Origin of the sequence: Chloracidobacterium sp. (assembly GCA_016715795.1) — a bacterium.
GTDB lineage: Bacteria > Acidobacteriota > Blastocatellia > Pyrinomonadales > Pyrinomonadaceae > OLB17.
In genome coordinates, this window is sequence record JADJXP010000002.1 from 1,718,889 (window position 1) to 1,731,998 (window position 13,110).

The 13,110-nt window shown below is 54.3% G+C and carries 16 protein-coding genes and 1 pseudogene; 11 read left to right on the top strand and 6 right to left on the bottom strand.

The genetic code is table 11. From position 1 onward, the window contains the following. The first annotated feature begins 235 nt into the window (after window positions 1-235). Complete coding sequence (locus tag IPM59_12920) at window positions 236-1,153, top strand: hypothetical protein (protein ID MBK9216471.1); 918 nt, start codon at window positions 236-238, stop codon at window positions 1,151-1,153. 42 nt (window positions 1,154-1,195) lie between these two features. Here IPM59_12920 and IPM59_12925 read toward each other — a convergent pair whose 3' ends face one another. Together IPM59_12925 and IPM59_12930 are read right to left on the bottom strand one after the other, a co-directional pair. After that, window positions 1,196-1,573, bottom strand: coding sequence for a GxxExxY protein (locus IPM59_12925; GenBank protein MBK9216472.1), 378 nt, complete (start codon window positions 1,571-1,573; stop codon window positions 1,196-1,198). A gap of 36 nt (window positions 1,574-1,609) precedes the next feature. Then, window positions 1,610-2,059 carry a DUF1569 domain-containing protein gene (locus IPM59_12930; protein ID MBK9216473.1) on the bottom strand — a complete coding sequence of 150 codons (450 nt, stop codon included), beginning with the start codon at window positions 2,057-2,059 and terminating at the stop codon, window positions 1,610-1,612. A 168-nt stretch (window positions 2,060-2,227) separates the two neighbouring features. Here IPM59_12930 and IPM59_12935 point away from each other — a divergent pair, with 168 nt between their 5' ends. From IPM59_12935 to IPM59_12950, 4 genes and pseudogenes are all read left to right on the top strand, one after another. Then, window positions 2,228-2,749 carry an NUDIX hydrolase gene (locus IPM59_12935; protein ID MBK9216474.1) on the top strand — a complete coding sequence of 174 codons (522 nt, stop codon included), beginning with the start codon at window positions 2,228-2,230 and terminating at the stop codon, window positions 2,747-2,749. Window positions 2,750-3,249: 500 nt separating this feature from the next. Next, window positions 3,250-4,235 (top strand): annotated as a pseudogene (locus tag IPM59_12940) (adenine-specific methyltransferase EcoRI family protein). A 391-nt stretch (window positions 4,236-4,626) separates the two neighbouring features. Next, window positions 4,627-5,712 (top strand): DUF262 domain-containing protein, encoded by a 1,086-nt coding sequence (locus IPM59_12945; GenBank protein ID MBK9216475.1) that lies wholly within the window; start codon window positions 4,627-4,629, stop codon window positions 5,710-5,712. A gap of 9 nt (window positions 5,713-5,721) precedes the next feature. After that, window positions 5,722-6,249 carry a hypothetical protein gene (locus IPM59_12950; GenBank protein ID MBK9216476.1) on the top strand — a complete coding sequence of 176 codons (528 nt, stop codon included), beginning with the start codon at window positions 5,722-5,724 and terminating at the stop codon, window positions 6,247-6,249. 83 nt (window positions 6,250-6,332) lie between these two features. On the opposite strand, the gene IPM59_12955 is transcribed toward IPM59_12950, so the two are convergent. The 3 genes from IPM59_12955 to IPM59_12965 are packed head-to-tail and all read right to left on the bottom strand — an operon-like array spanning window position 6,333 to window position 7,481. Beyond that, the gene (locus tag IPM59_12955; protein MBK9216477.1) at window positions 6,333-6,770 is read right to left on the bottom strand and encodes a PIN domain-containing protein; all 438 of its coding nucleotides are present in this window, start codon (window positions 6,768-6,770) and stop codon (window positions 6,333-6,335) included. 2 nt (window positions 6,771-6,772) lie between these two features. After that, window positions 6,773-7,024: a CopG family transcriptional regulator gene (locus IPM59_12960; GenBank protein ID MBK9216478.1), complete on the bottom strand. Its 252-nt coding sequence runs from the start codon at window positions 7,022-7,024 to the stop codon at window positions 6,773-6,775. 46 nt (window positions 7,025-7,070) lie between these two features. Then, window positions 7,071-7,481 carry a hypothetical protein gene (locus IPM59_12965; protein ID MBK9216479.1) on the bottom strand — a complete coding sequence of 137 codons (411 nt, stop codon included), beginning with the start codon at window positions 7,479-7,481 and terminating at the stop codon, window positions 7,071-7,073. A 623-nt stretch (window positions 7,482-8,104) separates the two neighbouring features. On the opposite strand from IPM59_12965, the gene rplM reads away from it, so the two are divergent. From rplM to frr, 6 genes are all read left to right on the top strand, one after another. Then, the gene (gene rplM, locus IPM59_12970; protein MBK9216480.1) at window positions 8,105-8,539 is read left to right on the top strand and encodes a 50S ribosomal protein L13; all 435 of its coding nucleotides are present in this window, start codon (window positions 8,105-8,107) and stop codon (window positions 8,537-8,539) included. Window positions 8,540-8,619: 80 nt separating this feature from the next. Beyond that, on the top strand, window positions 8,620-9,012 hold the full coding sequence (gene rpsI / locus IPM59_12975) for a 30S ribosomal protein S9 (GenBank protein MBK9216481.1): 393 nt from the start codon (window positions 8,620-8,622) through the stop codon (window positions 9,010-9,012). 106 nt (window positions 9,013-9,118) lie between these two features. Then, window positions 9,119-10,102 carry a 30S ribosomal protein S2 gene (rpsB, locus tag IPM59_12980; GenBank protein ID MBK9216482.1) on the top strand — a complete coding sequence of 328 codons (984 nt, stop codon included), beginning with the start codon at window positions 9,119-9,121 and terminating at the stop codon, window positions 10,100-10,102. 86 nt (window positions 10,103-10,188) lie between these two features. Beyond that, entirely contained in the window at window positions 10,189-10,851 is a 663-nt protein-coding gene (gene tsf, locus IPM59_12985) for a translation elongation factor Ts (protein ID MBK9216483.1), read from the top strand. Window positions 10,852-10,905: 54 nt separating this feature from the next. After that, complete coding sequence (locus IPM59_12990) at window positions 10,906-11,625, top strand: UMP kinase (GenBank protein ID MBK9216484.1); 720 nt, start codon at window positions 10,906-10,908, stop codon at window positions 11,623-11,625. A 73-nt stretch (window positions 11,626-11,698) separates the two neighbouring features. Beyond that, window positions 11,699-12,259, top strand: coding sequence for a ribosome recycling factor (gene frr / locus IPM59_12995; GenBank protein MBK9216485.1), 561 nt, complete (start codon window positions 11,699-11,701; stop codon window positions 12,257-12,259). Window positions 12,260-12,415: 156 nt separating this feature from the next. On the opposite strand, the gene IPM59_13000 is transcribed toward frr, so the two are convergent. Next, window positions 12,416-13,057 (bottom strand): SOS response-associated peptidase family protein, encoded by a 642-nt coding sequence (locus IPM59_13000; GenBank protein ID MBK9216486.1) that lies wholly within the window; start codon window positions 13,055-13,057, stop codon window positions 12,416-12,418. Between the last annotated feature and the right edge of the window lie 53 nt (window positions 13,058-13,110).

Consider the following 13,110-nt stretch of genomic DNA (forward strand, 5'->3'; position numbering starts at 1 on the left):
TTTCCCACGAAATACATAAAAATCACTAAAGATGCTCTCGAATGTGTGCCGGGGTGTTGAAGTCGAGGCTGCTATTTAGTTAATCTGTCCTCTGTACTCTTTGATCGCACTATTTTCCTCATACATGAACTTCACTAAGCTAACCGTAGTAATATCAACAATTTGCCTTCTCGCCACCGCCTCTGCCGCACAGGGTACCTCGAGCCGGGACTATGCCGCCCAAGGAGAGGCCGCGTTGAGCGCCATCGCCGCGGACGAATGGAACACGAAAGCCTACACCGAACTGCGAATTCTTCTCCTCGGCATGAAGCAGACCCGCGATAAGGGCACCTCCGGGATCCCCGATCCCGCACCGTATTGGGAACGGCTCATAAGGACATTTCCGAACAACATTTGCGCTCAATCCCACTACGGATATTGGAAGCCCTTCAAGAACGCCGACGCATTCCGAAAACATATCGAACCGGTCCTCCTCGCCCATCGCGAGCCTCGCGGTAATTCGTGTGCCGCTGACGCGGCCAGAAATCTGGCGATGGCCTTTTCGGGTGAGGGCGACTACACCTCCGCGAAACTGTTCTATGAGAAGCAAAAGATCTTTGACCCGAAGGATCCATTCATCGACGGTTACATAAAGGAGATGGCCGAAAAGACCCATTCCAAGTTAATGGATGATGCTGTCGAGTTGGCGTCAAATCTCAGCGTCGGCACCCGCCGGATAGTGATGGAAAACGGAGATGTGTATGTCGGCGAGGTCAACGCCGAGGGAACTCCTGCGGGCAAAGGCAAACTCGAGATAAAGAGCGGCAGCGTTTACGAGGGCGGGTTTCTCAAGGGAAAGCCGGCGGGGCGCGGCGTGTACAAATTCTACAACGGCCGCGTTTATGAGGGCGAGATGCTGAACGGAACGATGCACGGCAAAGGCCGGTTCAATATGATCAACTCGCTCTACACCGGCGATTTCCATCTCGGCCGCATGACCGGGAAAGGGACACTTGTCTGGCTGACGGGATCAACAAAAGGGGCGGAATACGAGGGCGAGTTCGTTGACGGAGAGTTCCACGGCTACGGCAGCTACCGCGATGAAAAAGGCCACACGACGAGGGGCATGTTCCAGAACGGCACGCTGGTCAAACAGTGCTGGGACAAGTGCTGAGAAGCATCGTTCCCACGAAATGCACGAAAGGCACAAAAAAGGTTATAAGACGATTCTCTCGTATTCCAGTTTAGGATGGTGGCCGAAATTCACCCGAAGGCAAAGCCGGTACTGAGTCGCATTGAGATAGTTTAGGGCTTGGGTACGGCAAACATCAGTCAGCTTCGGTAAAGACTTTAGTTCAACAAAGATGGTGCCGTAACACACGAAGTCAGGTTTGAAAAACTGCATAAGTTTCGTGCCTTTATAGTCGAGTTCAAAGGTAGGCTGGGCAACAAACGGAATACCCTGCAATCCGAATTCTAACGCAAGACACTCCTGATAAACCGCTTCCGTAAAGCCGCAGCCCTTCGCCTTATACACCTCAAAGCACGCCCCGATGATCTTGTAAGATTCCTCTCGGAAAGGTATCTCAACCATTTTTCGTCCTTTTCGTGCCTTTCGTGGACGATCCTCCTAAACCCCGAATTGCCGCAGATGATGATCGACGTGTTTGTATTGCGTCTCGCCCCATTGCTTGCCTGAAAGGCGGCCAAAAAACTTGTGCACCTTGCCGTCGGTTCCGGCCTCGCCCAACTCGTGTAGTCTGGCCATCACTTCCATCAGCCGTGCGCGGGTCGCCTCAAAATCAGGTTCGTCCTTGACGATAAAATCCGGCCCTGTCGGTGCGTTCTTTCTGAATTCCTTCTCGCCAAGGAACTCCTTGCGAAACATCCACCCGAGCAGCTTGCCGAGCAGTAATTGCTTCTCGATCTTGTCTTTCGTCGCCATCTCCATCGCCCTCGCCGTGTGCTCCATCGCCTGCGAAGCCGTCATCTTGCCCCATTCGCGTGTCGCATCCGGCGTCAAACGCCCCAACCGCTCGACCACCTCCGCGTGCGTGTCTTTATCAAAAAGTGTTTTCATAACGCGAGAATTCTACACCATTTTCTTCTCTCCGACCTCCGCGAAGATCTCTGCGACCTCCGCGTGGAATCTTCCTTTACATTAGTTCCACCCAGAGAACGCCGAGAATTCGCAGAGTTCGCGGAGGCTTCTGTGCTCTCGGTGTCCTCTGTGGCAAAATCTTAATCAATGCCCGAGACCACTCATTCAGAGTCCATCTATAAAGGCCGCGTATTCGACGTCCGCCTCGACACCATCGTCGAGGACGGCGTCGAATACCAGCGCGAGATGGTCGTCCACCGAGGCAGCGCCGTGATCGTCCCGCTGTTCGACGACGGAACGGTCGCCCTCGTCAAACAATACCGCCATCCCGCCGGAGATTATTTATTAGAGGTCCCCGCAGGCTCGCTCGAGGACGGCGAAGACGCGCTCACCGGAGCCCGTCGTGAGCTCGAAGAAGAGATCGGCGTCACCGCCGCTAAATTAGAAAAGATCGCCGAATTCTACGTCTCCCCCGGCTTCCTGACCGAAAAGATGTACGTTTTCTTAGCCACAGAGATCACAGAGACAGAGCAGCAATTGGAAGAAGATGAATTGATCAAGATCGAACGCATCCCGCTCACCGAAGCCGCACAAATGGCCCGCGACGGTCGCATCGTCGACGCCAAAACCATCATCGGCCTCCTCACCGCCGAAACCATGCGTCCATAGCCCCGTGTCAGTAGCCCGCACGTAAGTAAGGGCTCAACTTGCCATGGCGACGCCGACGGAAACCGCGTCAAGGCGTCGGAACGCGGGCATCTCTGCCCGCTCCTGGCGAGCGTCATTTGGCCGAAGATAAAAAGATGACGCGGATAAAAGCAGATATGAATTTATCTGCCTTATCCGCGTTATCCGTGCAATCCGCGGCCAACCTTCCTAAATTCGTAATTCCTAATTCGTAATTCCTAATTGCCGAAGGCCGCAGGCGTCGGCACGTCGCTCGTCGCCCCCAACCGAAACCCAAAGAACGTCCTATTGGACGAATTCTGCCGATACCAAGTCACATCCGAAGGCCGCCACACACCAATATCAGCCTTGCCGTCTCCTCGGGCGCGGTTTTCGGTTTCAAAGGAATGGTGCTACATTTCCCTTCGGGCCTGCGTGACCGTCTGAACAACCGGGGCGAGAATGCTGTAGGTCGAAGCGATCGCGCAGACCCGTCCCCAACAATGACCACAAAGTCGCTAAATCGCAGTTTACACGCCGCAAAATCGTCGAAGAAGGACGAGTTTTATACGCAGATCGAGGACATCGACAACGAGCTGCGGCATTATAAGCCGCATTTTGAGGGCAAGACCGTGCTGTGCAACTGCGACGATCCGCGCGTGAGCGGGTTTTGGGATTATTTCACAAAGAATTTCGAGCACCTGAAGCTCAAGAAGCTCATCGCCACCTGCTACAAGAACGACCGGCCCGATATGTTCAGCCAGCATGCGAGCGAAAAAGGCATCGCGTTGAGTTATGAAGGCGACAAAGACGGCAACCGAATCCCCGACGACTCCGAGATCGAACAACACCGCCTAAAAGGCGACGGCGACTTCCGCAGCCCCGAATGCATTGAGCTATTGAAAGAAGCCGACATCGTAGTAACAAACCCGCCGTTCTCGCTGTTTAGAGAGTATGTTGAGCAACTGATTGCATACGACAAGAAGTTTCTTATTATCGGCAACCAGCACGCCATCATCTACAAAGCGATATTCACACACATTCAGGACAACAGGATGTGGCTCGGCCATTCGCACCCGGTGGCCTTCAGAGTCCCCGACGATTACGAAATGCGTGAGGTCCGAAGCTGGCGAGACGAGAAAGGACAGAACTGGCGGAGTTTAGGAAACGCATGTTGGTTTACTAACCTGGACATTCCGCAACGCCACGAAGAACTGAATCTTTACAAAACCTTCGACCCTGCGGTGTACCCAAAATATACGACGCTATCGAAGTGAAAAGATTCGCGGAAATACCGGCTGATTACAGTGGGGTGATGGGTGTTCCGGTTACGTTTCTGGAAAAGTACAACCCGGATCAATTTGAGATTTTGGGAAGTAATCGAGACGTTACTCAGGATCCGGACGGAATTTACGGTCGCGGCTCACATCTTAATGGCAAGGAAACCTTCAAGCGTCTGTTCATCCGAAATCGGAAACCAGAGAAATAAATGAACACCGAACCAAAAGAGAACTTATGAATTGCCACTAGCTTTAGCTAGTGGTCAGGTATTTCAAAAAGATCGAGGGCTTTAGCCCAATGTTCGGCTAAAGCCGGGGACAAGTGCCTGAAGGGCACATAGCTAATAGCGTCGGGAGAATCCCGACGACACGCGGGGCGCAAATGTCCGCTCCCTGAAGGGGAGCAATAGTGCGTCCCCGTCAGGGACAAGGCATTTCTGAGATCTTTTTTCGCCGGGTTGCACCCGACGCTATTGAATATGTCCCCTTCGGGGACGAGTAACAATGGCCCAAACACTCGTACAAGCTTATTTTCATATTGTCTTTTCTACCAAGAACCGCGTCGATCTCATTCGAGTGGAGGTCGGGGACTGAAACTGTATGAAGATCGAACCAAAAGAGATAACGGTAAGGGAGCTTGTCGCGGAGTATATCGACAACGAGGAAGCGGGAGTGAGCGGGTTTGGCGGGAGGCTGGATATTCGCCCGGCGTATCAGCGCGAGTTCGTTTATCAGCCAAAACAGCGCGATGCGGTGATCGACACTCTGCGAAAGGGTTATCCGCTGAACGTTATGTATTGGGCCGTTCGCGATGACGGAGACTACGAGGTGATGGACGGCCAGCAGCGAACTATTTCGGTTTGCCGATACGTCGTCGGCGATTTTCAGTTCAAAAAGCTCTACTTTCACAACCTGCAGGACGACGAACAAAACCAGATACTTGATTACAAACTCACCATCTACCTCTGCACCGGCGAACCAAGCGAAAAGCTCGAATGGTTTCGCACCATCAACATCGCCGGACTGACGCTGACCGATCAGGAACTGCGAAACGCCGTTTACGCCGGGCCGTGGACCGCCGACGCAAAGAAATGGTTCTCAAAGACCGGCGGCCCTGCTTACGCCATTGCGAGCGATTACGTAAGCGGCTCGCCCATTCGCCAGGACTTTCTCGAAACTGCAATCGAGTGGATAAATGGCGGCGACGTCGAGGGCTATATGGCCGTCCATCAGCACGACCCGAACGCCGGCGAGCTCTGGCGATACTTTCAGGCCGTCATCGCGTGGGTCGAGACGACGTTCGTCAAGAAGCGAGCGAAGATGATGAAAGGCCGTCCGTGGGGGCCGCTGTATAACGAGTTCAAGGATAATGTTTACGACACCGCCGCCATCGAAGAAGAAACCGCACGGCTCGTCGCCGACGACGAGGTCGAGAAAAACAACGGCATATACGAATACATCCTTACTCGCGACGAAAAACACCTCGGCCTCCGCACGTTCAGCGATTCGATGAAGCAAAAGCAATACGAGAAGCAGAAAGGCGTTTGCCCAACTTGCAAGAAAACCTACGACATCTCCGAAATGGAAGGCGACCACATCGTTCCGTGGCGTGACGGCGGCAAAACGACCGAAGAGAATCTGCAAATGCTCTGCAAACTCGACAACCGAACGAAGTCAGGGAAATAGTCGGCGCCGATGCGAATTGAGACGTTTCATCAAGTCATTTCTGACTACGCGCTTTATCGCGATCTCATCGGCGATGTGATAAAGCGATGCCTCTACAGCCTCAAGCATCGCGAGAGCATGGTTGGTGTCGACACCGTGATCCTACGAGCCGCCGAAGAGCCGGAAACCCTAAAATCAACTGATGATCTAAGGCCCCCTACAAACGATTATCGAACCTATCACCGACCGGACCCATCAGCACAGCCGGTCTTCGACGCCGAGCATTTTTGGCCGATATACCGAGCTATGGGTGACGAGTTTGACCGTCACTTTTCAGCGATTGATCTTCAGAATCTCGCGATCTTCCTCCAATCGAACTTTCGCTTTTTTCTAGTCGAGGTTTGGCAAAACTATCTTCTTCGCGAGGTTGATTCGATCATTCGCGCCGAACCCGAGTTTCCCATGCTTATCGCAAAACTTGTCTGTTATCCCGAACACTCAATGGAGCTATCTGAAAGGGCGACGGACATTCTACAGTCGCGATACGGCGACTCATGACATTTTGGGCTAACGCCCGGACATATTTGAATCCGCCCCCTAGCTGAAGCTGGTGGCAATTCATAAGGCGGCAAAACGCTCGATCAGATCACACAGAGATTCCCGTCCATCGCAACCGGAACAGCCGAAAGGACGAGGGTTTCGTCGAAGGTGACAAGGCGGCCTTTGTGGTGGGCGGCTAGGGCGAGCAGGTAGAGGTCGGTTAGTTGGCGGGGGCCGAGGATGCGGGTTGTTTCGAACATCGTGGGGTCGCGGAGCGATATGTCGTCGGGCCAGAATTCGTGGTCGGTGCCGCGGACGAAATCGGTGAGTTGCGTTACCACGTCCTCGGCCGAGAACCGGGCGTGGCCCGGATGGTAGTTAGGATTCGACATGATCCGGACAAGCGCGTTTTCGGTGAGCGGACAGCTTGCCCAGCCCGAGCGGCGCTCGGCGGCCCACCATGAATGGGCGCGTGCGTTGTGAATGTGTTTCGGATCAAAAAGAGCGATCAGGACGTTGGCGTCGAGCAGCGAGCGCATATCTACATGTCCTCTTCGTCCATGAGCGAGCGAATGTGCTCCATCGTGATGATCTCACCGCCTCGGCTCGGCAGCACCGGAACGCCATTCTTGAAGGTGTACTTAGCGGTTGCTCTCTCCTTCCTGGGCTCCGGAGCTCTAAGCCCGCGCCGAAAAAGGTTTGAGATCACCTTTCCCGCAGTGGTTTTTTCCTTTGCCGCCAGCTCTTTTGCCGCTTGCAGCACGTCAGCATCAATATCGAGCGTGGTTCGCATGCATCTGATGCTAACGCATCAGATGTCGATTGTCAACGACATGATGCTAGGCCGACACGCGTTTTCCACGATTGATGCCGCCGACGGTGACGGTTTGGCGTAGAGCGAGGACGAGTATGCCGTTTTCGATCGTCGGGGCGAGGAAGCGGGTGGTTATGGGCACGCGGATGCGGTAGTGGCGGCAGAAGGTGGAGCCGTGCACGGCCCAGCCCATTTGCTTTTTTGTCACCGGAAAGCTCGCAGGGTCAGGCGGGAAAACAGGTTCGACGGCGATCGAGTCGTCCTCGCGGCTGTAATAGAGCGACACGAACTTTGGCCGCCCGAGCTTGTTGTAGGCACAGTCGTTCATGTAGATCAGCCCTTTGCGGTTGATCGTCACCCTCGGCTCCCGCGCCCCCGCCGGCGACATCGCCGGCCCGCCCTGAAATTTCTCGTAACGTCTGTCTAATGTGGTCATGGTTTCTCCTTAATGTGGTGGGTTTTTGGTCCTTGGTCTTTGGTCTTGGGTCTTGGGTCTTGGGTCTTTGATTCCGGCTAAGACCTAAGGCCTAAAACCCAAAACCGTTTTCGTATGTTTCATATATAGCACGTCCGTGCACGCCTGTCAAGGCGTCGGAACGCGGGCATCTTTGCCCGCTCTCGCGTGCGACGGTTTAAGGTGGAGTGGCTTACTCGGTGTTGATCCTCTGCGGACGCACTGGCGGGCAGAGATGCCCGCGTTTCCGACGCGTTGGATCTGTTCCCATCCGTTCCGACGGGATTCTCCATTCTCAATTCTCAGTTCTCAATTTCCCCAGCGATGGTGGGCATGGCACCTATGGCAAGATACGGCGTGCGCGAATAAAAAGTGTCGATACACTTAGCAAAAAGTGTCGATACACTAACGAAAAGTGTCGATACACATAGCGAAAAGTGTCGATACACTTAGCGAAAGGTGTCGATACAACAGCAAACTGTCGATACAACTCGCGCGGAGCGTTGATACGGAATGTCGATCCCCAGCCCTTGACCGTCATCGTTGTTTTCGATATCCTGTCAGTTCGCATTTTTGCGGATATTCGCATTAGTGTGTTTTGAGTTATGAGTACTTACTTTCCGAGCGGCAAGGATCTGGCGAATGGGCGCAAGTGGTTCGTGGTCGATGCGAGCGGCAAAACGGTCGGCCGGTTGGCCACCGAGGTGGCCCGCATCCTGTCGGGCAAGAACAATCCCGCGTGGACGCCATTCATGGATATGGGCGAGCACTGCATCGTCATAAATGCCCGCCACGCAAAGTTTACGGGTTCTAAGAACGACCAGAAGCTCTATCGTCGCCACACGCTGTATCCCGGCGGCCTGCGTGAGACGACGGTCAAGGAAATGTTCGAGAAAAAGCCTGAAAAGGTCATCGAGCTCGCCGTCAAAGGCATGCTCCCCAAGACCAAGCTCGGCAAGGCAATGGCAAAGAAATTAAAGGTTTACGCGGACGCGGAACACCGCCACACGGCCCAGAAACCGGAGGCGATAGAGATCTAGCGATCAGCGATCAGCAATCAGCCGTCAGAAATTCTGGCAAATGCTGAGTGCTGAAGGCTGACAGCTGACTGCTTACAGATATGGCTGATATTCAATATTACGGCACCGGCCGCAGAAAGACCTCAACGGCACGCGTTTACCTGCGTCCGGGCAGCGGCGCGATCACGGTCAACAAGCGTGAATTTAACTCGTACTTCCCCAACGAAGCCCTGCAGATGATCATTCGCCAGCCGCTTCATTTGACGGAAACGACCGAGAAATTCGACATTTTTGTGAACGTCCTCGGCGGCGGCACGGCCGGGCAGGCCGGAGCCGTTCGTCACGGCATCACGCGTGCACTGATCGAGTTTAACGGCGATCTGCGGCCGACGCTGAAGAAGGCGGGCCTCGTCACGCGCGACCCGCGTAAGAAAGAACGCAAGAAATACGGACAGAAAGGAGCCCGCAAACGGTTCCAGTTCTCGAAGCGTTAAGTTGTTGATAGTAGCTTTAGCTTGCGCGCTGAAGCATAATCCATCGGCGAAGGCACTTGGTTAACAAACGCCTTCGCCGAGTACATAAACCAAGGAGAAAGAAGTTTTGGCTACAGTTACGATGAAGGAACTCCTCGAGGCAGGAGTTCATTTTGGTCACCAGGTCCGCCGTTGGAACCCGAAGATGAAGGAATACATCTTTGGCGCTCGCAACGGTATTTATATTATCGACCTACAAAAAACGCAGAAGATGTTCCGCGATTCGCTCGCGTGGGTACAGGAATCGCTAACCGAACGTCCCAATCAAAAGGTCCTTTTCGTAGGCACAAAACGCCAGGCTCAGGATGCGATCAAGGAAGAGGCCGAACGCTGCGGGATGTTCTATGTGAACAACCGCTGGCTCGGCGGCCTGCTCACCAATTACGAGACTGTCAAGAAGTCGATCAATCGCCTAAAAGACATAGAATCGATGCGCGAGGACGGCCGCATGGAGATGCTCACCAAGAAGGAGCGCCTTCAACTCGACCGAGAGCACGAAAAGCTCATGAAGAACCTCGCCGGAATCAAGGAAATGAACGGGCGTCCGGATCTCCTTTTTGTAATTGATGTAAGGAAAGAAGATATTGCCGTCAAGGAAGCAAATAAGCTCGATATTCCGATCGTTGCCGTCGTCGATACCAACTGCTCGCCCGAGGGTATCGATCACGTCATTCCGGGCAACGATGACGCGCTGCGTGCGATCCGACTCTTTGCGGCCCGCATTGCAGATGCCATCATCGAGGGTCGACAGATTGGGACAGAAGGCCGCACTGCGGAAGTCGAGGCGGGGGCCGATGGTGAAGACGCAGGTGCAGACGAGGCCGAGATCGGTTCGCTAACCGCCATTCCAAAAGAATATCTGAGCGAGGACGAGCGCGCCGAGATGGAATCCGAAGATATACATGAGGAAGAGGACGAGGATATAGTGTCGGCTGAGACGGACGCATCGGAAACAGCAACCGAGGCTACCGACGAACCGGCGGTTGAGGCCACGGCTGGCGAGCCAACCCCGGAAACAACCGAAGAAAGCAACGAAGCTACGGCAAGCTAACAGTCTTTTATTTTCAGCGGCGTAGCTTTTTTCCGGGGTCCGGTAAATCAGTTACGCCTTTTTTATAAGTAATTATCGGAGTTAATATGGCAGAAGTAAGTGCAAGTTCAGTAAAGTCGTTGCGGGAAAAGACCGGCGCTGGCATGATCGATTGCAAGAATGCCCTCGTCGAGGCTAACGGCGACGAGACGGCCGCCATCGAGATCCTACGTAAGAAAGGGATCGCGACCGCTGACAAAAAGGCGGGCCGTGTGACGGCTGAGGGAGCGGTCGGATCGTATATTCACATGGGCGGCAAGGTCGGCGTGCTGGTCGAGATCAACTGCGAGAGCGATTTTGTCGCCCGCGGCGATGAGTTTCAGCAGCTCGTCAAGGACGTTGCGATGCATATTGCCGCGACGGATCCCCGTTATACTAACCGCTCGGACGTCCCTGACGGCGACCTCGCAAAGGAACGCGAGATCCTAATGGAACAGCTCAAGAACGACCCCAAGAACGCGGGCAAGCCCGACGACGTTCTTGCGAAGATCATCGAAGGCCGATTGAACAAGTTCTACGAGGAGAATGTTCTCGTTGATCAGCCGTTCGTAAAAGACCCCGCCAAGACGGTAGGCGAGTTGGTTACCGAAAAGGTCGCTGCGATCAAAGAGAACATCTCGATCCGCCGCTTTGCCCGCTTCAAGATGGGCGAGGGCATTGAGAAGAAAGTCGACGATTTTGCGGCAGAAGTAGCCTCCATGGTTGGTTAATCTGTCGGTTGGTCAATATAGGTCTGGTGTGACCTATAGGTCCATATAGGACATATGGCGAAGCCCGTTTTCAACCGAATCCTCCTCAAGCTCTCCGGCGAGGCGTTGATGGGCGCGTCTGAGTACGGCATCGATACCGCAGTAGCGGCCTCGGTCGCAGAGGAACTCAAGGGCGTAAATGAGCTCGGCGTAGACATCGCGATCGTAGTCGGTGGAGGCAATATCTTTCGGGGCGTATCAGAGTCGGCTGGTAATATGGATAGGGCTGCTGCCGATTACATCGGTATGCTCGCGACCGTCATGAACGCCGTCGTGCTGCAGGACGCGCTTGAGAAGCAGGGCGTCCACACACGCGTGATGTCGGCGATCGACATCCCGCAGCTTGCTGAGCCGTTCATTCGTCGGCGGGCAGTCAGACATCTTGAAAAGAAACGCATCGTTATATTTGCAGCCGGCACCGGAAATCCTTATTTCACAACGGATTCGGCGGCGTCCTTGAGAGCTCTGGAGATCGAGGCCGACGTGATCCTGAAGGGCACCAAAGTCGACGGCGTCTATTCCGCGGATCCGGTCAAGGATGTGTCAGCGACCAAGTTTGAGAAGATCACTTTCCAGGAGGTTCTGGAGAAGAATCTTAAAGTGATGGACGCATCGGCTATCTCGCTTTGTCGCGATAATGATCTGCCGATCATGGTCTTTAACATGCGCGAGGCAGGCAACATCCTTAAGGCCGTCTGCGGCGACACATCGATCGGAACGCTGGTAACTAATTAGTTAATGGTGCATTGTGAATGGTGAATAGGAGAAAACTCACCGTTCACCATTCACCGTTCACCATTCATCACCTATGAGCGTACAAGATGTCATAAAAGAGACCGGGCCGAAGATGGAATCGGTCGTCGAAGATTTCAAACGCAAGCTCGCTAACGTCCGCACGGGCCGTGCGAGTATTGGGCTGCTTGATGCGGTTCACGTCGATTATTATGGCACTTCGACACCGCTTAGCCAGATGGCGTCGATTGCCGTGCCCGAGCCGCAGCTCATCACGATCCAGCCGTGGGACATCTCCCAACTCGGTGCCGTCGAAAAGGCCATCATCGCGGCCAATCTTGGCCTCAACCCCTCGAATGACGGCAAGCTGATCCGCCTGCCGGTGCCGCCGCTCAATGAAGAGCGTCGCAAACAGCTTGCCAAACAGGTCCACGAGATCGCCGAGGAACACCGTGTTGCGGTACGAAACGTCCGCCACCATTCGAATGACTCGCTCAAACGCCTCCTCAAAGACAAGGCCATCTCCGAAGACGACGAACGCGGCGGCCTCGACGACATCCAAAAGCTCACAAACACCTACATCTCAAAGATCGACGAACTCGGGAAGAACAAAGAGCACGAGATCATGAGCGTGTAACCGATTCGCCCTGTCATTTCCCGACAATTTGTTATCGACACTTTGGTTAGGAATCGGTCTCGGCCCGCCCGTCGCGAGTGGCACCTGATGTCATCGGGGCCAAGGCCACCTTCCGGACTGCAAATTTGGGACGTTGCACATAAGAGCATCGAACGGTTAATACTTCCGATTCTCGGCGGGAAATAGGTGCTCGAGCGTGTCGGACAAGGCGTCAGATTCCATTTCGCCGGTGAACGGCTTTAGGAGGGATTCGTCGCCATCTTCGAGCCACTTTTTTTGGTCGTTGATGGTGTTGAGGATGACGGGCATTGCCTTTTCGTGGATGGGCTTCATGAAATCATTTGGCGGGCAGGTGAAGGCGGCGAAAGAGTAGCGAGGTTCGCTGTCATCGAAGTATCTGCTCCACAGCCCGGCCAGCGCGTACGGCTCGCGGCCTTTGACAAATATCTCGACGGGCGGCAAGCCTCTGCCTTTTACCGGCCACTCGTAAAAGCTGTCAATGGGAAAGATGCACCGGTGCCCACGCTGCAGCAGGTCGGCCCACAGTTTGCGTTCGTACATCGTCTCGACACGGGCGTTGAACATCGGAAACTTGGTCTCGAATGAGTGCGACCCATCCCACTGACACCACCAGCGGGCCTCTAACGTCTTTATCATTCCGTCGCCCCGCCGTGCCACGATCCAGGCCGGTTCCGTCGGTCTGAGATTGTGCCGCTCCTCAAACGCCTCCGGATACAGCCAATGCGCGATCATCTCGCCAAACCTCTTCCCCCTGAGCTGTGAAACTCTTCCACACATGATCTATCGTCCACCACCGACGTAAAGATAGCACGTCACCTCAATCAGTGCGA

Bases quoted from the DNA above. Each gene is read 5' to 3' on its own strand.
- IPM59_12925 (MBK9216472.1), bottom strand. From the start codon at position 1,573: ATGGTTGAGATACCTTTCCGAGAGGAATCTTACAAGATCATCGGGGCG.
- IPM59_12930 (MBK9216473.1), bottom strand. From the start codon at position 2,059: ATGAAAACACTTTTTGATAAAGACACGCACGCGGAGGTGGTCGAGCGG.
- IPM59_12935 (MBK9216474.1), top strand. From the start codon at position 2,228: ATGCCCGAGACCACTCATTCAGAGTCCATCTATAAAGGCCGCGTATTC.
- IPM59_12945 (MBK9216475.1), top strand. From the start codon at position 4,627: ATGAAGATCGAACCAAAAGAGATAACGGTAAGGGAGCTTGTCGCGGAG.
- IPM59_12950 (MBK9216476.1), top strand. From the start codon at position 5,722: ATGCGAATTGAGACGTTTCATCAAGTCATTTCTGACTACGCGCTTTAT.
- IPM59_12955 (MBK9216477.1), bottom strand. From the start codon at position 6,770: ATGCGCTCGCTGCTCGACGCCAACGTCCTGATCGCTCTTTTTGATCCG.
- IPM59_12960 (MBK9216478.1), bottom strand. From the start codon at position 7,024: ATGCGAACCACGCTCGATATTGATGCTGACGTGCTGCAAGCGGCAAAA.
- IPM59_12965 (MBK9216479.1), bottom strand. From the start codon at position 7,481: ATGACCACATTAGACAGACGTTACGAGAAATTTCAGGGCGGGCCGGCG.
- rplM (MBK9216480.1), top strand. From the start codon at position 8,105: ATGAGTACTTACTTTCCGAGCGGCAAGGATCTGGCGAATGGGCGCAAG.
- rpsI (MBK9216481.1), top strand. From the start codon at position 8,620: ATGGCTGATATTCAATATTACGGCACCGGCCGCAGAAAGACCTCAACG.
- tsf (MBK9216483.1), top strand. From the start codon at position 10,189: ATGGCAGAAGTAAGTGCAAGTTCAGTAAAGTCGTTGCGGGAAAAGACC.
- IPM59_12990 (MBK9216484.1), top strand. From the start codon at position 10,906: ATGGCGAAGCCCGTTTTCAACCGAATCCTCCTCAAGCTCTCCGGCGAG.
- frr (MBK9216485.1), top strand. From the start codon at position 11,699: ATGAGCGTACAAGATGTCATAAAAGAGACCGGGCCGAAGATGGAATCG.
- IPM59_13000 (MBK9216486.1), bottom strand. From the start codon at position 13,057: ATGTGTGGAAGAGTTTCACAGCTCAGGGGGAAGAGGTTTGGCGAGATG.